Origin of the sequence: Amycolatopsis sp. 3B14, from assembly GCF_050958625.1 — a bacterium.
GTDB classification, from domain to species: Bacteria; Actinomycetota; Actinomycetes; order Mycobacteriales; family Pseudonocardiaceae; genus Amycolatopsis_E; species Amycolatopsis_E thermoflava.
Genome location: NZ_JBHZEN010000055.1, coordinates 147,964 through 166,761, shown reverse-complemented (window position 1 = coordinate 166,761; position 18,798 = coordinate 147,964). Strand labels below are relative to the sequence as shown.

At 73.3% G+C, this 18,798-nt stretch carries 23 protein-coding genes; 19 read left to right on the top strand and 4 right to left on the bottom strand.

The genetic code is table 11. The annotated features are described in order from the left end of the window. Position 1: 1 nt before the first annotated feature. From ACCP09_RS29025 to mptB, 4 genes are all read left to right on the top strand, one after another. Positions 2–1,018 carry an ABC transporter permease gene (locus ACCP09_RS29025; protein ID WP_027929757.1) on the top strand — a complete coding sequence of 339 codons (1,017 nt, stop codon included), beginning with the start codon at positions 2–4 and terminating at the stop codon, positions 1,016–1,018. After that, complete coding sequence (locus ACCP09_RS29020) at positions 1,015–1,911, top strand: ABC transporter permease (RefSeq protein WP_027929758.1); 897 nt, start codon at positions 1,015–1,017, stop codon at positions 1,909–1,911. Before ACCP09_RS29025 ends, ACCP09_RS29020 begins: the two co-directional genes overlap by 4 nt. Next, the gene (gene nikE, locus ACCP09_RS29015; protein WP_433751782.1) at positions 1,908–3,524 is read left to right on the top strand and encodes a nickel ABC transporter ATP-binding protein NikE; all 1,617 of its coding nucleotides are present in this window, start codon (positions 1,908–1,910) and stop codon (positions 3,522–3,524) included. Before ACCP09_RS29020 ends, nikE begins: the two co-directional genes overlap by 4 nt. A 74-nt stretch (positions 3,525–3,598) precedes the next feature. Then, positions 3,599–5,152 carry a polyprenol phosphomannose-dependent alpha 1,6 mannosyltransferase MptB gene (mptB, locus tag ACCP09_RS29010; RefSeq protein WP_433751780.1) on the top strand — a complete coding sequence of 518 codons (1,554 nt, stop codon included), beginning with the start codon at positions 3,599–3,601 and terminating at the stop codon, positions 5,150–5,152. Positions 5,153–5,162: 10 nt separating this feature from the next. Here mptB and ACCP09_RS29005 read toward each other — a convergent pair whose 3' ends face one another. From ACCP09_RS29005 to ACCP09_RS28995, 3 genes are read right to left on the bottom strand one after another with little or no spacing between them, the layout of a single operon-like run. After that, on the bottom strand, positions 5,163–5,576 hold the full coding sequence (locus tag ACCP09_RS29005) for a TIGR03668 family PPOX class F420-dependent oxidoreductase (RefSeq protein ID WP_378334660.1): 414 nt from the start codon (positions 5,574–5,576) through the stop codon (positions 5,163–5,165). Beyond that, positions 5,566–6,423, bottom strand: a complete 858-nt coding sequence (locus ACCP09_RS29000; protein WP_433751777.1) for a S66 peptidase family protein — start codon at positions 6,421–6,423, stop codon at positions 5,566–5,568. The genes ACCP09_RS29005 and ACCP09_RS29000 overlap by 11 nt, the downstream gene beginning before the upstream one ends. Then, positions 6,420–8,342: a S9 family peptidase gene (locus ACCP09_RS28995; protein WP_433751775.1), complete on the bottom strand. Its 1,923-nt coding sequence runs from the start codon at positions 8,340–8,342 to the stop codon at positions 6,420–6,422. The genes ACCP09_RS29000 and ACCP09_RS28995 overlap by 4 nt, the downstream gene beginning before the upstream one ends. Positions 8,343–8,418: 76 nt before the next feature. Here ACCP09_RS28995 and ACCP09_RS28990 point away from each other — a divergent pair, with 76 nt between their 5' ends. The 11 genes from ACCP09_RS28990 (at position 8,419) to ACCP09_RS28940 (ending at position 13,967) form a co-directional block, all read left to right on the top strand. Beyond that, the gene (locus tag ACCP09_RS28990) at positions 8,419–8,997 is read left to right on the top strand and encodes a DUF3090 domain-containing protein (RefSeq protein WP_020417938.1); all 579 of its coding nucleotides are present in this window, start codon (positions 8,419–8,421) and stop codon (positions 8,995–8,997) included. A 2-nt stretch (positions 8,998–8,999) separates the two neighbouring features. Next, positions 9,000–9,803 carry an SCO1664 family protein gene (locus ACCP09_RS28985; protein WP_433751773.1) on the top strand — a complete coding sequence of 268 codons (804 nt, stop codon included), beginning with the start codon at positions 9,000–9,002 and terminating at the stop codon, positions 9,801–9,803. Between the two features lie 239 nt (positions 9,804–10,042). Further along, positions 10,043–10,606 carry an RNA polymerase sigma factor gene (locus tag ACCP09_RS28980; RefSeq protein WP_431902945.1) on the top strand — a complete coding sequence of 188 codons (564 nt, stop codon included), beginning with the start codon at positions 10,043–10,045 and terminating at the stop codon, positions 10,604–10,606. Next, entirely contained in the window at positions 10,597–11,148 is a 552-nt protein-coding gene (locus ACCP09_RS28975; protein ID WP_433751771.1) for an Asp23/Gls24 family envelope stress response protein, read from the top strand. The genes ACCP09_RS28980 and ACCP09_RS28975 overlap by 10 nt, the downstream gene beginning before the upstream one ends. Positions 11,149–11,159: 11 nt before the next feature. Then, the gene (locus ACCP09_RS28970) at positions 11,160–11,513 is read left to right on the top strand and encodes an Asp23/Gls24 family envelope stress response protein (RefSeq protein WP_400982076.1); all 354 of its coding nucleotides are present in this window, start codon (positions 11,160–11,162) and stop codon (positions 11,511–11,513) included. After that, the gene (locus ACCP09_RS28965) at positions 11,510–11,806 is read left to right on the top strand and encodes a hypothetical protein (protein ID WP_123686797.1); all 297 of its coding nucleotides are present in this window, start codon (positions 11,510–11,512) and stop codon (positions 11,804–11,806) included. Before ACCP09_RS28970 ends, ACCP09_RS28965 begins: the two co-directional genes overlap by 4 nt. Before the next feature lie 58 nt (positions 11,807–11,864). Beyond that, positions 11,865–12,317 (top strand): Asp23/Gls24 family envelope stress response protein, encoded by a 453-nt coding sequence (locus ACCP09_RS28960; RefSeq protein ID WP_027929768.1) that lies wholly within the window; start codon positions 11,865–11,867, stop codon positions 12,315–12,317. A 1-nt stretch (position 12,318) separates the two neighbouring features. Next, positions 12,319–12,495, top strand: a complete 177-nt coding sequence (locus tag ACCP09_RS28955) for a hypothetical protein (protein ID WP_167499186.1) — start codon at positions 12,319–12,321, stop codon at positions 12,493–12,495. A 4-nt stretch (positions 12,496–12,499) separates the two neighbouring features. Then, entirely contained in the window at positions 12,500–12,871 is a 372-nt protein-coding gene (locus ACCP09_RS28950; RefSeq protein ID WP_378334665.1) for an Asp23/Gls24 family envelope stress response protein, read from the top strand. Continuing rightward, entirely contained in the window at positions 12,868–13,398 is a 531-nt protein-coding gene (locus ACCP09_RS28945) for a DUF6286 domain-containing protein (protein ID WP_027929771.1), read from the top strand. Before ACCP09_RS28950 ends, ACCP09_RS28945 begins: the two co-directional genes overlap by 4 nt. Then, positions 13,395–13,967: an alkaline shock response membrane anchor protein AmaP gene (locus ACCP09_RS28940; RefSeq protein WP_433751767.1), complete on the top strand. Its 573-nt coding sequence runs from the start codon at positions 13,395–13,397 to the stop codon at positions 13,965–13,967. The genes ACCP09_RS28945 and ACCP09_RS28940 overlap by 4 nt, the downstream gene beginning before the upstream one ends. Before the next feature lie 76 nt (positions 13,968–14,043). Here the strand turns inward: ACCP09_RS28940 and ACCP09_RS28935 are convergent, their stop codons facing one another. Further along, positions 14,044–14,424, bottom strand: coding sequence for a winged helix-turn-helix transcriptional regulator (locus ACCP09_RS28935; RefSeq protein WP_027929773.1), 381 nt, complete (start codon positions 14,422–14,424; stop codon positions 14,044–14,046). Between the two features lie 199 nt (positions 14,425–14,623). On the opposite strand from ACCP09_RS28935, the gene ACCP09_RS28930 reads away from it, so the two are divergent. The 4 genes from ACCP09_RS28930 (at position 14,624) to ACCP09_RS28915 (ending at position 18,783) form a co-directional block, all read left to right on the top strand. After that, complete coding sequence (locus tag ACCP09_RS28930; RefSeq protein ID WP_433751765.1) at positions 14,624–16,087, top strand: DHA2 family efflux MFS transporter permease subunit; 1,464 nt, start codon at positions 14,624–14,626, stop codon at positions 16,085–16,087. Beyond that, positions 16,068–16,877: a DUF3097 domain-containing protein gene (locus tag ACCP09_RS28925; RefSeq protein ID WP_027929775.1), complete on the top strand. Its 810-nt coding sequence runs from the start codon at positions 16,068–16,070 to the stop codon at positions 16,875–16,877. Before ACCP09_RS28930 ends, ACCP09_RS28925 begins: the two co-directional genes overlap by 20 nt. A gap of 75 nt (positions 16,878–16,952) precedes the next feature. Beyond that, positions 16,953–17,384, top strand: a complete 432-nt coding sequence (locus ACCP09_RS28920; RefSeq protein ID WP_017982381.1) for an NfeD family protein — start codon at positions 16,953–16,955, stop codon at positions 17,382–17,384. 28 nt (positions 17,385–17,412) lie between these two features. Beyond that, entirely contained in the window at positions 17,413–18,783 is a 1,371-nt protein-coding gene (locus ACCP09_RS28915) for an SPFH domain-containing protein (protein ID WP_123686801.1), read from the top strand. Positions 18,784–18,798: the final 15 nt, after the last annotated feature.

Here is an 18,798-nt window from a genome sequence, read left to right as displayed (position 1 = left end):
CGTGACGAACGCGCTCTCCACCGCCGCGGCGGAGCTCGACGAGCCCCGCCGCGGCACCGGCACCGCCCGGTTCCTGCTCGGCAAGCTCGGCGGCGCGATCGGCAGCCTCCTGCTCGTGGTCGCGCTGGGCTTCCTGCTGTTCCGGATGATCCCCGGCGACCCGGTCACCACCCTCACCCGCGACCGGCCCACCAGCCCCGAGCAGCTGGCCCAGCTGCGCGCCCGGCTGGGCGTGGACCAGCCGCTGTTCCAGCAGTTCCTGGACTACCTCGGCGGGCTGCTGCGCGGCGACCTGGGCACCTCCTACGGCTACAACCGGCCGGTGAGCGCGCTCATCGGCGAGCGGCTCGGCCCCACGCTGCTGCTCGTCGGCACCGCCACCGTGCTGGCCGTGGCGCTCGGGCTGTGGCTCGGCGTGCGCGCGGCGTGGCGGCGGGGCAGCCTGTTCGACCGCACCCACACCGGCATCGCGCTCACGCTGTGGTCGATGCCCCAGTTCTGGCTGGGCCTGCTGCTGCTCATCGCCACCCAGGGCGTGTTCCCCAGCGGCGGCATGCGTTCCCCGGACACGCCGCCGGAGTTCTTCCCGCAGCTGCTCGACGTCGCCCACCACCTGGTGCTGCCGTGCGTGACGCTGCTCGCGGTGATCTACGCCCAGTACATGCTGGTCATGCGGTCGTCGCTGCTCGGCGAGATGAACGCCGAGTACCTCACCACCGCCCGCGCCAAGGGCCTGCGCGAGGACCTGGTGCGCCGCCGCCACGCGGTGCCCAACGCGCTGCTGCCCACCGTGACGCTGGTGTTCCTGCAGTTCGGCCTGGTGGTGTCCGGCACCGTCACCGTCGAGACCGTCTTCTCCTGGCCCGGGCTGGGACTGCTCACCTACGAAGCGCTGCGGGTGCCGGACCTGCCGCTGCTGCAAGGAGTCTTCGTGGTCATGGCCGGCTCGGTCATCGTGATGAACCTGATCGCCGAGGTGCTCTACCGCGTGCTCGACCCCCGGGTGCGTGCGCAGTGACCGCGCCCGCGGCGATCGCCTGGCAGCGCCGCCGCGCCGCGGCCGCCGCCGTGTGGCGTGAGTTCGCCGCCGACCGCGGCGGCCTGGCCGGGCTCGGCGTCCTCGTGCTGGTGGTGCTGCTGGCGGTGCTCGCGCCGGTGATCACCGACCCGGCCGGCCTGGACGTGGTCAACGCGCCCGGAAAGCCCTTGCAGCCGCCCAGTGGCGAGTTCCCGCTCGGCACCGACATCGACGGCCGTTCGGTCCTGCTGCTCACCCTGTGGGGCGCACGGGTGTCACTGCTGGTCGGGTTCGCCGCGACCATCCTGTCCGTGCTGATCGGCACGCTCGTCGGCATCGCCGCCGCGCACTTCGGCGGCTGGATCTCCGGCCTGCTGATGCGGTTCACCGACTTCTTCCTGGTGCTGCCCTCGCTGGTGCTGGCGATCGCGCTGTCCACCGTGCTGCCGCACGGTGTGCCGACGATCATCGTCGCGGTCGGCGTCACCTCGTGGCCCACCACGGCGCGGCTGGTGCGCGCGCAGACCCTGACCATCGAGTCGCGGCCCTACATCGAACGGGCCCGCGCGCTGGGCGGCGGGCACCTGCACGTCATCGGCAAGCACGTGCTGCCCGGCGTGCTGCCGCTGGTGCTCGCCAACACCACCCTCGTGGTGGGCAACTCGATCATCGCCGAGTCCACGCTGTCCTTCCTGGGCCTCGGCGACCCGACCGCGCCGTCCTGGGGCCAGATGCTGCAGCGCGCGCTGTCCTCCGGCGCGGTCACCGGCGGGGCGTGGTGGTACCTGATCCCGCCCGGCCTGGCGATCGTGGTGATCGTGCTGTCGTTCACCCTCGCCGGCCGCGCGCTGGAGACGGTGCTGAACCCGCGGCTGAAGGGGGAGCACGCGTGAGCCTGCTGGAGATCAAGGACCTGCGCGTCGCCTACCGGGACGTGGACGCGGTGCGCGGCGTGGACCTGACGCTCGCGCCGGGGGAGACCCTCGGCGTGGCGGGGGAGTCCGGGTCGGGCAAGTCCACCGTCGCGATGAGCGTGCTGCGGCTGCTGCCCAAATCCGCGAAGGTCACCGGGGAGATCCGGCTCGACGGCGAGGACGTCACCACCATGCGCTGGGGGCAGCTGCGCGCGGTGCGGTGGGCCAAGGCGTCGGTGGTGTTCCAGGGCGCCATGCACGCGCTCAACCCGGTCCGCACCATCGGCGACCAGATCGCCGAGCCGATCCGGCTGCACGACCCGTCGGCCACCGACGTCGACGGCCGGGTCGCGGAACTGCTCGAATCGGTGGACCTGCCCGCCTCGCGCGCCGGGGCCTACCCGCACGAGCTCTCCGGCGGGCAGAAGCAGCGCGTGATGATCGCGATGGCGCTGGCCTGCCGGCCGCGGCTGATCATCGCCGACGAGCCGACCACCGCGCTCGACGTCATCGTGCAGGCCCAGGTGCTCGACCTGCTGACCCGCCTGGTCGCCGAGCACGGCCTCGGGCTGATCATGATCAGCCACGACCTGTCCGTGCTCGCCGCGACCTGCGCCCGCATCGCGGTGATGTACCGCGGCGAGATCGTCGAAGAAGGCCCGTCCGCCGAGGTGATGCGCTCGCCGCGGCACGAGCACACCCGCGCGCTGGCCGCCGCGTTCCCGACGGTCGGCGACCCGGCCGCCCGGTTCGCGCCCGCCACCACGACGCCGCTGCCACCGGAACCGGACACCCCGCCCGCGCCGGACGTGCTGCTGGCCGCGGAGAACCTGCGGGTGAGCTTCCGCGACCGCCGCGGCGCCCGCATCGACGCCGTCGCCGGCGTGGACCTGCAGGTGCGGCGCAACGAGATCGTCGCGCTCGTCGGCCAGTCCGGGTCGGGCAAGACCACCCTGGCCCGCACCCTGCTCGGTCTGCAGAAGCCGACCTCCGGCGTGGTCCGGTACGACGGGGAGCCGGTGCCCGCCTCGGGCGCGGCGCTCAAGGCCTACCGGCGGCACGTCCAGCTCGTGCTGCAGGACCCGGCCAGCGCGCTCAACCCGCGGCACACGGTCTACGAGGCCGTCGCCGAGGGACCGCGCATCCACCGGATGCCCGGCGACGAGCGGCAGATCGTGACCGAGGCGCTGGAAGCCGCGGAACTGCGCCCGGCCGAGCACTTCCTGCACCGGCTGCCGCACGAGCTCTCCGGCGGGCAACGGCAGCGCGTGGTCATCGCCGGCGCGCTCGCACTGCGGCCGGGGGTGCTCGTCGCCGACGAGCCCGTCGCGTCGCTGGACGCCTCGGTGCGCGGCGAGATCCTCGGGCTGCTGCTGCGGCTGCGCCGCGAGCTCGGGCTGGCCGGCCTGGTCATCACCCACGACCTCGGGCTGGCGTGGAACATCGCCGACCGCGTGGCCGTGATGTACCGGGGCGAGCTCGTCGAGGTCGGCACCGTCGAGGAGGTCCTGCTCGACCCGGCGCACGAGTACACGCGGTCCCTGCTCGCGGCGCTTCCGGGAGGGACGACGCGAGCTTCACTACCGTCCTGAATGCCCGCAAGTCAAGGAAATGACGTTCCCGGCGCGAACCGGCACGGGAACGGTGTGTAATCTCCGTGGACGAAATGGCGACCACCACTGACCCCGCTCCCGGGGCGCCCGCGCAGGCGCCCCCGGCCGCGCGCGTGCGCGTGCCCTCGCGGTTCCCGTACCGCACGATCGCGATGGGCACCCTCGGCAGTCTCCTGCTCCTCATCGGCGCGCTCGGGGCCGGCGGCATCCTGATCCGCGACCCGGTCCTCGGGCACGGCCCGCTGTCCTGGGTCCGCTACGGGCACGGGCAGATGCTCGCCAACGCGGTGCTGTACGGCGGGTTCGCGCTCGTAGTGTGGGCGTGGGTCCGGCTGGGCCGCTACATGCTCGCCGGGCGCATCGGCAGCAGGCCGATCCTCGTCGCCGCGGCGTGCTGGATGGCGCCGCTGCTGGTCTCGCCGCCTTTGTTCACCCGCGACGTGTTCTCCTACCTCGGCCAGGGCGCTCAGCTGCTGCACGGGCTCGACCCGTACGCGCACGGTCCGGCCGAGCTCGAGGTGCTGCGCGACGTGGTGCAGAACGTGCACCCGGTCTGGCAGACGACCCCGGCGCCCTACGGCCCGCTGTTCCTGCTGATCGCCAAGGGTGTGGTCGCCCTGACCGGCGACAACGTGATCGCCGGTGTCATCGTGACGCGCCTGGTGCTGCTGATCGGCCTGGCGATGATGCTGTGGGCGCTGCCGCGGCTGGTGCGCCACCTCGGCGGCAAGCTGCCGATCACCGTGTGGCTGGCGGTCGCCAGCCCGATGACCGTCATCCACCTCGTCGGCGGCCCGCACAACGACCTGCTGATGCTGGGCTTCCTGACCATCGGCGTGCTCGCCGCGCTGGAACGCCGGCACGCGGTCGCGATCGTGCTGGTCACGATCGGCATGCTGATCAAGCCGACCGCGGCGGTCGCCCTGCCGTTCCTGGTGTGGGTGTGGGCCAACCACCTGCCGCACCCCAGCCGGGTCCGCAACTTCCTCCAGGCGGGCGTGATCTCGGTCGGCCTGTTCGGGATCGTGTTCGTGGTCGGCACCTGGGTGTCGCTCGGCTCGTTCAACCTGGGCTGGGTGACCGGCCTGCAGGCGCCGACGCTGGTGACGAACTGGCTGAACTTCCCGACCGGGCTCGGGCAGCTGGCGCACACGCTGGTGAACCTGGTGATCACCGTGCCGGAGTCGCCGTTCGTGACGGTGGCCCGCGCGCTGGCGATGCTGACGCTGGCCGCGTTCGGCGTGCGGCAGTGGTGGAAGGCCCGCAAGGGCGGCAACGAGGCGATCTTCCGGATGGCCATGACGCTGCTGGCCACCGCGATCCTCGCCCCGCCGACGCTGCCGTGGTACCTGACCTGGGGCTTCGTGATCGCGTCGGCGTTCCCGTGGCGGCGCAGGCACCTGGCCATCGTGGTCGCCGTGGCGTCGTTCCTGGTGCTCGCCTACTACCCGACGGGCGAGCAGGCGCTGTACGACTGGTGGTTCGTCGTGGTGGTCCTGGCGCTGTCGGTCTACGCGGCGGCGTCCCTGCTGCGCCCGGACCCGCTCGGCCTGGTCGGCGCGTGGCGGCGCCAGCCCGAGGTGCCGGACTTCGTCGCGAAGAACTAGCCGCCGAGCCTCACTCGGCGGTTCCGGTCCAGCCGCTCCAGCGCGTCACCTGGGTGATCACCACCGGGCCCTCCGGCGGCCGCCGCGCGTACTGCTCGTACTTCGCCTGCAGCAGGTCCACCGCGCCGGCGGCGGACTCCACGACGGTCGCGGTGCCGTCGGCCCGCGCCCACCACAACCGGGTCCAGTCCTCGTCGTAGGCGTCGGCCAGGAAGGTCACCGCGGGGTTCGCCGCGATGTTCGCCAGCCGCCGCAGCGCGTGCGTCGACTTCGGCTTGTGGTCGACCGCGAACACGATCTCGTCCCCGGACACCGCGAACGTCACCGGCACCAGGTGCGGCTGCCCGTCCGCCGACACGGTCGCCAGCCGCGCCACCCGCGATGCCACGAACCGGGCCCGCGCCTCCGCCGGATCAAGCCGCACCGGTCACCACCCGCAGCGCATCGGTCTCCAGCACAGCCTCGACCCCGAGCGGCACCGTCAGCGACCCCTCGACGTGCCCGAACCGCACCCCGGCGAGCACCGGCACCCCCAGCGGCGCCAGGCGGTCCAGCATCAGCTCCCGCACCTGCACCGGGTCGCCGCACCGGGTCCACGTGCCCAGCACGATCCCGGCCACGCCGTCGAACCAGCCGGAGCGCAGCAGCTGCGTGAGCATCCGGTCCAGCCGGTACACCGGCTCCGTCACGTCCTCCAGCACCACGATCGCGTCCCGCGCGCCGCCCTGCTCGGGTGTGCCGACGCTGGAGGCGAGCAGGCTCAGGTTCCCGCCGGTCAGCCTGCCCCGCGCGGTGCCCGCGACCAGCGCCTCGGTGCCGGGCAGCGTCACCGGTCCCGGCTCGAACAGGGCTTGGCGCAAGCCAGCACCGCCGGCGTGGTCCCAGTAGTCACCTGCGGGCATCGGCGAGAACAACGTCGGCAGGCCCAGGTGCTGGTGGATCGCCGCGTGCAGCGCCGTCACGTCGCTCGACCCGGCGAACACTTTCGCCCCGGCGCGGCGCAGTGCGGGCCAGTCGAGCAGGTCCAGCATCCGCTGTGTGCCGTAGCCGCCGCGCGCCGCGAGCACCGCGTCCACTTCCGGGTCCAGCCACGCCTCGGTGAACAGTTCCGCCCGCGCCGCGTCGGTGTCGGCCAGGTAGGAGGCGTGCCGCGAACCCGGCTTGACGAGGTTGCGCACCCGCAGCCCCCACGAGCCGAGCACGGCCAACGCCCGCTCCAGCCGCTCCGGTGCGACCGGCCCGGCGGGCGCGACCAGGGCGACGGTCTTCACGAGCGCAGCTCCAGCTTCGGCACCCCGGGCGTGGCGAAGCCGAACACCTGCCCGTAGAACGACAGCTCGGCCTCCAGCGCGGCGATCATGGTCTCGGCGCGCCGGAACCCGTGCTGCTCGCCCTCGAAGGTCAGGTAGGCGTGCGGGATGCCGCTGCCGGAGAGCGCGGCGACGAACCGGTCGGCCTGCTCGGGCGGGCAGATCTGGTCGTCGAGCCCCTGCAGGAGCAGCACCGGCCCGGCCAGCTGAGCGGCGTGCCGCAGCGGCGACCGCTCCACGTAGCGCTTCCGCGTCTGCGGCAGCGGCCCGACGAGTCCGAGCACGTACTGCGACTCGAAGTCGTGGGTCTCGCCGCCGTCGCCGGTCCACTCGGCCAGGTCGAGGATCGGGTACTTGATCGTCGCCGCGCGGTAGGTGGTCACGCTCGTCATGGACGCCGCCGAGGTGTAGCCGCCCGCGCTGCCGCCGCGGATCGCGAGCCGCGCCGGGTCGGCGGCGCCTTCGGCCGCGAGCGCTTCGGCGACGGAGGCGCAGTCCCGCACGTCGACCACGCCCCACTGTTCCCGCAGCCGTTCCCGGTAGGCGCGTCCGTAGCCGACCGAGCCGCCGTAGTTGACCGCGACGATCCCGATGCCGCGGCTGGTGAAGTAGGCGAAGTCCAGGTCGAGGTCGCCGGACACGCGGCCGGTGGGGCCGCCGTGCACGTGCACCAGGTAGGGCGGGCGCTCGCCGCCGGGCCCGGTGAATCCGGGGTTGGTCGGCGGGTAGACGTAGGCCGGGATCTCGACGCCGTCCGGGCCGGGGAACATCCGCTCCTGCGGCACCGGCAGGTACTCCGCGGGCGGCAGCGGGTGCGCGGGCGGGGTCAGCTCGGTCACCGCGCCGCTGCCGAGGTCGACGTGCACGACGGCGCTCTCGTGGCGCGGTCCGGCGGCGATGCCCGCGACCCCGGTCCCGTGCCGCGCCAGGGTCGCCGCCCAGCTCGTCAGGTGCTCGGCGACGGGCGTGACCGTTCCGCTGTTCTCGTCGAGCACGGCCAGGCGACCGGAGTCGAGCACGGCGTGCCTGCCGCCGCCCAGCGGCACGAACCAGTTCGACCCGATCTTCCACAGCGGCCCGCCCAGCTCCCGCCGCACCGGCGCGAGGTTGACGACCGCGCCGTCCAGCCCGATCCGGTGCAGGTTCCACCAGCCGTCCGGGTCCATCAGCGCCAGCAGCGTGCCGTCGCCGGCCCACTCCACCTGGCAGACCGACACGCCGGGCCCGCCGGCGAGCACCCGGTGCGGGCCGAACCCGCCGGGCCGCACCTCGGCCACGCACAGTTCGGTGGAGTCCCACGGCATGTCCGGGTGCTCCCAGCCCAGCCACGCCGCGTGCCGGCCGTCCGGCGACAGTTGCGGCGCGGTCAGGAAGTGGTGGGTCGCCGCCAGCGGCACCACTTCGCCACCGGTGATCGACACCAGGTCGCGGCGGATGTCGGTGCGCCGCGGCCCGGTGCTCGTCTCGCGCACCGCCCACACCACGCCGTCCGGACCTGGCCGGAGGTCGCCGTACCGGATGCCCTGCGGCACGTGCGGCTCCGGTGTGACCGGAACCACCTCGCCGCTGTCCAGGTCCCGCGCGTACACCCGCTGGTCGTCCCAGTGGGTGAAGTAGAGGGTCCGGCCGATCGCCAGCCACGGCCGTCCGCCGTACTCGTGCACGCGGTTGCGGGCGTTCCACGGCGGCGGCAGCATTTCCTCCGCACCGTCCTGACCAGCGCGGACCAGCGTCAGCCTGCCGCCTTCGGCGGGCCGGGCCTCGGCCCACCAGACGGCGTCGCCCACGACGTCGAGCCACTGCGCGCCACCGCCCGCGGCGGCGACGTCGGCGGCAGAGATGGGGGAGGTCCAGGTGCCGTACGGCGCGGTTTCAGCCACCGCCGCACTCTAACTAAGATGCAAGCGGGGGCGGCGGATGCCGATCATGAAACGGTGGCATAGGGTCGGGGGTGCCATGGCTCGTGTAATCCACGTCTTCCGCCAGCCCGACCGGTTCGTCGCAGGGACCGTCGGGGAACCGGGCGACCGCACTTTCTACCTGCAGGCCACCGAGGACGTCCGAACGGTGAGCGTGACGATCGAGAAGCAGCAGGTGCAGGTGCTCGCCGAGCGCCTGTCCTCGCTGCTGGAGGAGATCGTCGCGCGGTTCGGCGCCGAGGTGCCCGAAACCGTGCCCGACGACCTCGTCGACGTGGACCCGCTCGAGGTACCGGTCGAGGAGGAGTTCCGGGTCGGCACGATGGGCCTCGGCTGGGACGCCGAGACCAGCGCGGTCGTGATCGAGCTGCTCGCGATGACCGAGGGCGAGGTCGACGAGACCGTCGTGCTCGACGACACCGAGGAGGGCCCGGACGCGGTGCGCGTGTTCCTCAGCCCCGCCGCGGCGCGGGCGTTCGCCGAGCGCGCCGACCGGGTCGTGCGCGCCGGGCGCAAGCCGTGCCCGCTGTGCGGCGAGCCGCTCGACCCGGAGGGCCACATCTGCCCGCGGCAGAACGGCTACCGGCGCAACACCGACCTGGCCGACGAGAGCTAGACGTGGCCCCACCGGTCGGTCCAGCCGATCCGCACGCCAGGGAGTTGCTCACGCGCGGCCGCCTGACCGTCGAAGGCCGCCTGGTCGACGCCTCGAACGTCACGCTGTTCTGCTCGGTCGAGCTGGACGGGCGCTCCGCGCAGGCGGTGTACAAGCCGGTGTCCGGCGAGCGGCCGCTGTGGGACTTCCCGGACGGCACGCTCGCCGGGCGCGAGGTCGCCACCGCCCTGCTGTCCGAGGCCGCCGGCCTGGGCCGGGTGCCGCCGACGGTGCTGCGCGACGGACCGTTCGGCGAGGGCATGGTGCAGCTGTGGGTGGAGACCGGCGACGAGGAGCTGATCGACGTCCGGTCGCCGAAGGACGTGCCGGACGACTGGCGCATCGTGCTGCACGCCCACGACCGGGCCGGTGAGCCCGCGGTGCTCGCGCACGCCGACCACCCGGGCATGCGGGACCTGGCGGTCCTGGACATCATCGCCAACAACACCGACCGCAAGGGCGGGCACGTGCTGGTCGGCACCGACGGCACGGTGTACGGCGTCGACCACGGCATCTGCCTGCACGCCGAGCCGAAGCTGCGCACGGTGCTGTGGGGCTGGGTGGGCGACCCGCTGCCGGCCGAGACGCTGGAGAAGCTGCGCGCGCTGCCGGAGAAGATCCGCGGCGACCTGGGCGAGCAGCTCGCGCCGCACCTGACGAAGCTGGAGATCAGCGCCATCGCCGAGCGCGCGGAGATGCTGGTGGCCACCGGCGTGTTCCCCGAACCCGGCGACGACTGGCGCGCCATCCCCTGGCCGTTGTTCTGACCCATGAGGTGGGTCGACGTGCGCCGGCCGTGCCCGCGCCGCGGTGGCTCTCCGGGCGTGTCGCCACGTCGAAAACCTCGGTGCCGCATCCGAGAAGGCACTCCCACACTGATCCACCAATCCGGTGGCCGCCCTCACCCGAACTCGTGACGGACCGGGGCGTGAGCTTTCGCCGTGCCCGGTGTCTGACCTAGTGAATCGGGTGCGAACACGGGGAGGCTGCGCATGGGCGGGATGCGGTGACGGCCGGGACCGGCCTCGGCGAAGTCCTGGACGACGCGACGCTGGTCGCGCGGGCCAGGGACGGCGACGTGCGCGCCTACGAGCAGCTGGTGCGCCGCTACCAGGGCCCGATGTACCGGCTCGCGCTGCGGATGCTCACCGCCGCCGGTGACGCCGAAGACGTGGTCCAGGAGGTGTTCCTGACCGTGTGGCGCCGCCTGGAGCAGCTCCAGGACGACGGCGCCTTCGTCGGCTGGCTGTACCGGTCGACCACGAACCGCTGCCTCAACGTGATCCGCGCCCGCCGCCCGGTCACCGACGTCGACCCGGACGACACCGAAACCCCGCGCGGCGACGCCCGGCCCGAACGCGCCGCCGAGGTGAGCGCCCAGATGGCGGCCCTGACCACGGCGCTGGCCGGGCTGACCCCGGAGCAGCGGGCCTGCTGGCTGCTGCGCGAGGTGCACGGCCGGTCCTACGAGGAGATCGCGGAGGCCGTGTCGGCCTCGCCCACCGCGGTCCGCGGGCGCATCGCGCGGGCCCGCGCGCAACTGGCGGAGGTGATGCGGCCATGGCGCTAGACCAGACCACCCACGACCTGCCCTGCGGCCGGGCGCTGGAGGACGTGTGGGACCGCCTCGACGCGGTCACCGAGCACGACCTGACCTGTTCGCACTGCTCGACCGCGCGCGGCAGCCTCCTCGCGCTGCGGGACGCGACCCGTGAGCTGGCGGCCGACGAGACCCAGCCGCCGCTGGACCTGACCGGCAAGATCATGGCCGCGGTGCGCGCCGACGTGCGCCGCCACCGCGGCATGGTGCCGCTGTCCGCGCCGGAGCCCGGCACGCTCGAGGTGAGCGAGCAGGCGGTCGCCGCCGTGCTGCGGTTCACCGCCGACGAGACGGACGGCATCCGCGCCCGCCGCTGCCGGGTGCTCACCAGCGGCATCACCGACGGGCAGACCCTGATCGAGGCCGAACTGTCGGTGGCCGCCGCCTACCGCGACGACCTCGCCGACGTGCTGGCGCGCCTGCGGGATCGCCTCACGGCGGCTTGCTCGTCCGCGATCGGGGTCCGGCTGGTGCGGCTGGACCTGACGGTCGACGACCTCTACGACCGCTGAGGGGGGAACCGGTGCACGTCGAGTGGCACGTCGAGGACGCCGTGGTGGCGTCGGTGGCCGCGGCCGCCGCCAGGGCGGTGCCGGGTGTGGCCCGGCTCGAACCGGGGATGGCCGGGCTGGTGCGCGGCTGGGGCCGGTCCCGGTGGCAGCAGGTCAAGGGGCTCACCCCGGCGCCCGCGGACGGTGTCGGCGTGCGGCGCGCCGGGGACGACGTGGAGGTGTGGGTCGGCATCGCCACCCGCGCCGGCGCGCAGGCCGCCGCGGTCGCCAGGGCTGTGCAGCGCGAGGTGCGCGCCCGGCTGGTCCGGGACACCGGCGTCGAACCCGGCCGGGTGTCGGTGACCGTGCTGGACGTCGTCCGATGACCGCCCGCGCCGAGCACGTCGAGGCGATCCTGACCGCCTTGTCCGAAGTGGACGGCTTGCGCCCGGCCGCGCCCGCGGTGCGGCCGGTGGCGTCGTGGAACCCGGCCGCACTGGCGGTCGACCTGACACCAGAGGTGGTGCGCGTGCGCCTGGTCGCCACGGCGCTGCCGCTGCCACCACGGCTGCGGCTGGCCGGGGACGCGGTCGCGAAGGCGCTGGTGGGAAGCGCTTACGCGGACGCGGCCATCCGGCTCGTGGTGACCGATGTGGACGGATCCGCGTTCGGCGCGTGAGGTTCGCGCGCCGGCGGTGTCGAAGAAGTGGGAACACCAACCGGAAAGGGGAGAGAAGATGAGCACCGGAACCGAGGAGAAGGCCACCGCGGTGAGCAAGCCGGCGACGAGTTCGCTGGTGACCAGCCAGGGCACCACGACGATCGCGAGCACGGTGGTGCAGAAGATCGCCGGGCTGGCCGCGCGGGAGATCCCGGGCGTGTACGACCTGGGCGGCGGCGCGGCGCGGGCGTTCAACGCGCTGCGCGAGCGCATCCCGGGCGCCAGCGGCAGCGTCGGCCAGGGCGTGTCGGTCGAGGTCGGGGAGAAGCAGGCCGCGGTGGACCTGCAGATCGTGGTCGAGTACGGGGTGTCCATCGCCGACCTGGCGCAGGCGGTGCGGGCCAACGCGATCGGCGCGATCGAGCAGATGACCGGGCTGGAGGTCGTCGAGGTCAACATCACCGTCAACGACGTGCACCTGCCCGACGACGACGAGCCGCAGGGCGGCGCGCCCGCGCGGGTGCAGTGACGTGAACGCCACGATCGCCGGTCTGCTGACCGGGCTCGTCCTCGGCCTGGCCGCCGCGTTCGGCGGGTTCGGCGCGTTCCTGGTCGTCGCCGTGCTGGGCGGGCTGGGCCTGCTGGTCGGCCGGGTGCTCGACGGCAAGCTCGACCTGTCCCAGTTCACCGACCGCGAGCGGAGGTGAGCCGGTGACCGTCGAAGCGCCGGAGCGGCGCGGCACCACGGTCGTGGCCGACCGGGCGGTGCAGCGCATCGCGGAACAGGTGATCACGGGGCTGGACGGGGTCGGGGGCGCGGCCCGCCGGGTGCTCGGCCTCGCGGTGGGCAGCGGTGATCCGGAGCAGCCCGCCAACGTCACCGCCCGCGTGCGGGACGGCCGGGTCAGCCTGGCCGTCGAGCTGTCGGTCGGCTACCCGGCGCCGGTCGCCCGCACTACGCGAGCGGCGCGGGAACGATTGGTGCGGGAGGTCGGCGAGCTGACCGGGCTGGTGGTGGAGCGGGTGGACATCACGGTGACCGCGCTGCACAGCGACCGGTCGCGGGAGAGGAGCCTGGCATGATCCGCCGGTCCCGGCGCAGCCTCCTGGCCTCGGTGGTGGCGCTGGCCGGGGTGGTCGCGTGCGCGCTGGTGGCGACCAGCGCGGTGCAGCTTCTGCTGGGCGAGCGGCCGGTGCTGGACTACGACGCCGTCGCGGCGCGGCTGCACGCCACGCGCTGGGAAGCGCTTCCCGTGGCGATCGGCGGCGGCGTGCTCGCCGCGCTGGGCCTGCTGGTGCTGCTGGCGGCGGTGCTGCCCGGCCGCGCGCTCGTACTGCCCCTGTCGGGGGGAAGCAGTGCGCCGGTCAAGGCCGGGGCGAGCCGCCGCAGCATCACCGGCAGCCTGCGCTCGGCGGCCGAGTCCGCCGACGGGGTGGAGTCGGCGAAGGTGCGGCTGCGGCGGCGCAGCGTCACCGCGAAGGTGCGGGGCAGCCGGCTGGCCGCCGACGACGTGGCGAGCCAGGTGCGGCAGGCGGTCGAGGACCAGCTGGACCGCATCGGCCCGGCGCGGCGGCCGCGGGTGAAGGTGCACGTGCGGAGGACGCCATGACCAGCCTGAACCGTCCTGCCCGGCTCAACCGCACGCTGCTCGCGCTGATCGGGCTCGCCCTGCTCGCCGCGGGCGGGTTCGCGCTGGCCACGTCGCTCGGCTGGCTGGCCGTCCTGGACCGGACCGCGCCGCTGGCGCCCGGGGACGACCGGCCGCCGACGTGGGTGTTGTACGTGACCGTGGTGGTGGCCGTCGCGCTGGGGCTGCTGTTCCTGCGGTGGCTGGCCGCGCAGGCGATGCGGCGGCCGAAAACGCGGACCTGGCGGCTGGAGGACGATCCGTCCCACGGCGTCACGAAGCTGTCCGCGGACGCGGCGGTCGCGCCGTTCGAGTCGGAGATCGCGGCCTACCCGCAGGTGCGCTCGGCGGACGCGACGCTGTCCGGCCCGCAGGACCGGCCGACGCTGCTGGTGACGGTGACCGCCGAACCGGGCACGGACCTGACCGCCCTGCGGGAGCACATCGTCGACGACGGCGTGGCCCGGCTGAAGCACGCGCTGGACCTGGCGGAGCTGCCGTCGGTGATCGAGTTCCGCATCGCCGCGGAGGCGGCCGTCCGGGTGATCTAGGTTCCGCCAGCGGCTGAGCCGCCCGCGGTGGGCCGTCGCACCGACACCGCCGCGCGAGCCGCTTCCCCGACGAGTCCTAGACCGTCGCCGCGGTCCGCTGCTCGTCGTAGGCGCGGCGGGCCGCGGCGATCGCGCCCCGGTGTTTCTCCGCCCAGGACGTCAGCCCGACCAGCGTCTGGTGCAGCTCGCGCGCCATGTCGGTGAGCGTGTACTCCACGCGCGGCGGCACCGTCGGGTACACGGTCCGCACCAGCAGGCCGTCGCGCTCCAGTTTGCGCAGCGTCAGCGTCAGCATGCGGCGGCTGATGCCCTCCACCTCGCGCTCCAGCTCGGTGAAGCGGACCGGGCCGTGCGCGGCGGTGACCAGGATGCCGATCGCCCACTTGCCGGCGACGTGGTCGAGCACCTCGACGATGGGGCAAGCCTCGGTGACCGGGGAAGCGGTGTCAGCAGCCATACCTCGATGGTTCCATGCCGGCCCCTCAGTTACCACCCGTGTCCCGTGGCGCGCGTGAGCTGCCTCACAGGGCCACCGGCGGGACCAGGAGTGGTACATCGATGTGCCTCTGGCACAGGGAACTGCCTTCTTCCCGGCACGGTTACGGGCTCACATCATGGCCCCAGTTACAAATCGTGCCCTCTTGGAGGTCAAGGCCATGTCCCTCGATCAGCCGGCAGCACGCTCGCGGTGGCTCGCGCTCGCCGTGCTGTCCGCGCAGACGCTCATGATCGTGCTCGACCAGACGATCGTGAACGTCGCCCTGCCCGCGATCCGCGACGACCTCGGCTTCACGCCGTCGAACCTGTCCTGGGTCGTCAACGCCTACCTGATCCCGTTCGGCGGGCTGCTGCTGCTCGCCGGCCGCCTCGGCGACCTGGCAGGCCGCCGGCACGTCTTCCTCGCCGGGATGGCCGTGTTCACGCTGGCCTCGCTGCTCGCCGGGCTCGCCTGGAACCCGGAAACCCTGATGGCCGCGCGGTTCCTGCAGGGCGCGGGCGGCGCCGCCTCGACCGCGGTCGCGCTCGGCATGGTCGTCCGGCTGTTCCCGGAGCCGGCCGAACGCGCCAAGGCGCTGGGCACGTTCAGCTTCGTGCAGGCCGCGGGCGGCTCGATCGGCAGCATCGCCGGTGGCGTGCTGACCCAGGCGCTGAGCTGGCATTGGATCTTCCTGATCAACCTGCCGATCGGCCTGATCGCCGGCGCGGTCGCGCTGCGGGTGCTGGAGAACGACCGCGGCCTCGGGCTGCGCGCCGGTGCCGACTGGCTCGGCGCGGCGCTGGTGACCGCCGCGCTGATGCTCGGTGTCTACACCGTCGTCGAGGTCGAGTCCCACGGCTGGGCCTCGCCGCACACGATCGGTTTCGGCGCGGTGTCGCTGGTGCTGCTGGCCGCGTTCGGCGTGCGCCAGTCCCGGGCCCGCGACCCGCTGCTGCCGCCGCGGATCTTCGCCTCGCGCGGCCTGACCGGGGCGAACCTGACGATGGCGCTGCTGGTCTCGGCGATGTTCGGGTTCCAGTTCCTCGTCGTGCTGTACCTGCGGCAGGTGCTGGGGCTCAGCGCGCAGGCGACCGGGCTGGCGATGGTGCCGATCGCCGCGACGATCGCGCTGGTGTCGCTGGTCATCTCGCCGCGGCTGTCCACCCGCTTCGGCGACTACCAGGTGCTGCTGGCCGGGCTGGTGCTGATCGGCGGCGGGCTCGCCTGGCTGGCCCAGGTGCGCCCGGACGGCGGCTACGCGACCGACGTGCTCGGGCCGACCGTGGCGATGGGAATCGGGTTCGGCCTGGCCATGCCCGCGCTGATGGGGCTGGGCATGCGGGACGCCGCCGCCGAGGACACCGGTCTCGCCTCCGGGCTGTTCAACACCACGCAGCAGGTGGCGGGCGCGCTGGGGCTGTCGGTGCTGGCGGTGCTCGCCGCGACCCGCACCGAGTCGCTGACCGGGGTGCGACCGGAGGTGGCGCTCACCTCCGGCTACCACCTCGCCTTCTGGGTGGGCACCGGTCTCGTGGCCGCCGCCCTGGCTGTGGCCGCGCTGATGCTGCGCCCCGGCGTGGCGGCGCGACGAACGGGTGAACCCGGCGCTACCGTCCCGGATCGTGCGCTCCCACAGCTATGACGACATCCTCGCCGGCCCGCGCAGACGCAAGATCCCCGAGGTCGTGGCGGAGCGCGGGCTGGTGGTCGAGGAACCGGGAAGCGGTTTCTGCGGCGCGGTGGTCCGGTTCGAGCACGGCAACGTCGTGCTGGAGGACCGCCACGGCAGGCACCGCGTGTTCCCGCTGGAGCCCGCCGGGTTCCTGCTCGAGGGCAAGCCGGTGACGCTGGTACGGCCGAAGGCCGCGCCGCCGTCACCGGCTTCGGCGCGTTCGGCGTCCGGGTCGGTGAAGGTGCAGGGGCTGCGGGCCCGCACCGCGCGCGACTCGCGCATCTGGGTCGAGGGCAAGCACGACGCCGAACTGGTGGAACGCGTGTGGGGGCACGACCTGCGCGTCGAGGGCGTCGTCGTGGAACCGCTCGACGGCGTCGACGTGCTCGCCGAAGCGATCGAGGAGTTCGGCACCGGCCCCGGCAGGCGGCTGGGCGTCCTGGTCGACCACCTGGTGCCGGGCAGCAAGGAATCCCGCCTGGTGGACGCGATCCGCGACGAGCACGTGCTGGTCACCGGCCACCCCTACGTCGACGTGTGGCAGGCGGTGAAACCGTCCGCGGTCGGCATCCGGGCGTGGCCGGCGGTGCCGCGCGGCACGCCGTGGAAGGAGGGCGTGTGCGCGGCACTGGGCTGGGGCGAGACCTACGAAGGCTGGCAGCGGGTGCTGGACTCGGTGAGCAGCTTCCGCGACCTGGAGACGCCGCTGATCGGCGCCGTCGAGCGGCTGATCGACTTCGTGACCGACCCGGAAGGCTGAATCCGGCAGGTCACACGGAGATCACTTCGGGTTGTCCGCTGGTCGCGAGCGGTCACTTTCTGCCACGATGGGCGCATGACACCGGCGCTCGTCTGGCTGATCGTCGCCATCGTCCTGATGGCCGCCGAAGTGCTGTCCGGCGACTTCTTCCTGCTGATGCTCGGCCTCGGCGCGTTGTTCGGGGCCGGCGCGGCGCTGATCACCGGCAACATCGTCGTCGACGCGGTCGTGTTCGCGATCGCGTCCGGCGCGTTGATCTTCCTGGCCCGGCCCGCGCTCAAGCGCCGGTTCCTGACCGGGACGGGTCACCGCACCAACACCGAGGCCCTGATCGGCGCCAGGGCCGTGGTCGTGTCCGTTGTGGACGGCCACTCCGGGCGTGTCAAGCTGGCCGGCGACGTGTGGTCCGCACGGTCCATCGCCGACGGTCAGCGAATCGAACCCGGCACGACCGTGACCGTGGTAGAGATAGCGGGCGCCACGGCCGTGGTGGCGCCCGAGCCGTAACCACAACCCACATATCGGGAGAGCGATCTTGGGAACCGCAGCGATCATTGTTGTCGCGGTCATCGCCCTGTTCGTGATCGTGACGATCGCGAAGGCGATCATGGTGGTCCCGCAGGCCCAGGCCGCGGTGATCGAGCGGCTGGGCAGATTCAAGTCGGTCGCCTCGCCCGGCCTGAACTTCCTGGTGCCGTTCCTGGACAAGGTGCGGGCCCGCATCGACCTGCGCGAGCAGGTCGTGTCGTTCCCGCCGCAGCCGGTGATCACCGAGGACAACCTGACGGTGTCCATCGACACGGTCGTCTACTTCCAGGTGACCGACGCGCGCGCCGCGGTGTACGAGATCTCCAACTACATCGTCGGTGTCGAGCAGCTGACCACCACGACGCTGCGCAACGTGGTCGGCGGCATGACGCTGGAGCAGGCGCTGACCTCCCGCGACCAGATCAACAACCAGCTGCGCGGCGTGCTCGACGACGCCACCGGCCGGTGGGGCATCCGCGTCGCGCGGGTCGAGCTCAAGGCGATCGACCCGCCGCCCTCCATCCAGGACTCGATGGAGAAGCAGATGCGCGCCGACCGGGAGAAGCGCGCGATGATCCTCAACGCCGAAGGTCAGCGGGAAGCGCAGATCAAGACGGCGGAGGGGCAGAAGCAGTCGCAGATCCTCGCCGCGGAGGGCGCCAAGCAGGCCACCATCATGGCGGCCGAGGCGGAGCGGCAGTCGCGGATCCTGCGGGCGCAGGGTGAGCGCGCGGCCCGCTACCTGCAGGCGCAGGGCCAGGCCAAGGCGATCGAGAAGGTGTTCGCCGCGGTGAAGGCCGGCAAGCCGACGCCGGAGGTGCTGGCCTACCAGTACCTGCAGACGCTGCCGCAGATGGCGCAGGGCGACGCGAACAAGGTCTGGCTGGTGCCCAGCGACTACGGCAACGCGCTGCAGCAGTTCGCCCGCGCGTTCGCCAAGCAGGACGCCGACGGCGTGTTCCGGTACGAGCCCGCCGAGACCGACGGCGCCGAGCCGCCGACCCTGGACGACGAAGAGGTCGCCAGCTGGTTCGACACCTCCACCGACCCGCGGATCGCCGAGGCGGTGCGCGAGGCCGAGGCGGTGGCGCGGCAGGAGGTGCCCGGCCCGTTGTCGCACCAGCCGCAGCCGCCTGCCCCGCAGGCGACCAGTGCGCTGCGCGGTAACCCGGTGACCGAGGAGGCGCAGGAGGCGCCGGCCGTGGAGCCCCCGGCCCCCGAGCCGATCTCGCCACCGACCACGCCGCAACCGCAGTTCCCCACGGCGGGCGGACAGCAGGGCCAGCTGCCGACCCGCAGCCCGGGCCAGCACTACGGCAACCCGCCGCGGCCCCAGTACCCGCCGCAGCAGCCGCCACCCGCGCCGCCGCAGCAGTAGTCCCGCTCGGGGGCC

Bases quoted from the DNA above. Each gene is read 5' to 3' on its own strand.
- ACCP09_RS28960 (WP_027929768.1), top strand. From the start codon at position 11,865: ATGAGCACCGGAACCGAGGAGAAGGCCACCGCGGTGAGCAAGCCGGCG.
- ACCP09_RS28930 (WP_433751765.1), top strand. From the start codon at position 14,624: ATGTCCCTCGATCAGCCGGCAGCACGCTCGCGGTGGCTCGCGCTCGCC.
- ACCP09_RS28940 (WP_433751767.1), top strand. From the start codon at position 13,395: ATGACCAGCCTGAACCGTCCTGCCCGGCTCAACCGCACGCTGCTCGCG.
- mptB (WP_433751780.1), top strand. From the start codon at position 3,599: ATGGCGACCACCACTGACCCCGCTCCCGGGGCGCCCGCGCAGGCGCCC.
- ACCP09_RS28975 (WP_433751771.1), top strand. From the start codon at position 10,597: ATGGCGCTAGACCAGACCACCCACGACCTGCCCTGCGGCCGGGCGCTG.
- ACCP09_RS28945 (WP_027929771.1), top strand. From the start codon at position 12,868: ATGATCCGCCGGTCCCGGCGCAGCCTCCTGGCCTCGGTGGTGGCGCTG.
- ACCP09_RS28920 (WP_017982381.1), top strand. From the start codon at position 16,953: ATGACACCGGCGCTCGTCTGGCTGATCGTCGCCATCGTCCTGATGGCC.
- ACCP09_RS28990 (WP_020417938.1), top strand. From the start codon at position 8,419: ATGGCTCGTGTAATCCACGTCTTCCGCCAGCCCGACCGGTTCGTCGCA.
- ACCP09_RS28965 (WP_123686797.1), top strand. From the start codon at position 11,510: ATGACCGCCCGCGCCGAGCACGTCGAGGCGATCCTGACCGCCTTGTCC.
- ACCP09_RS28935 (WP_027929773.1), bottom strand. From the start codon at position 14,424: ATGGCTGCTGACACCGCTTCCCCGGTCACCGAGGCTTGCCCCATCGTC.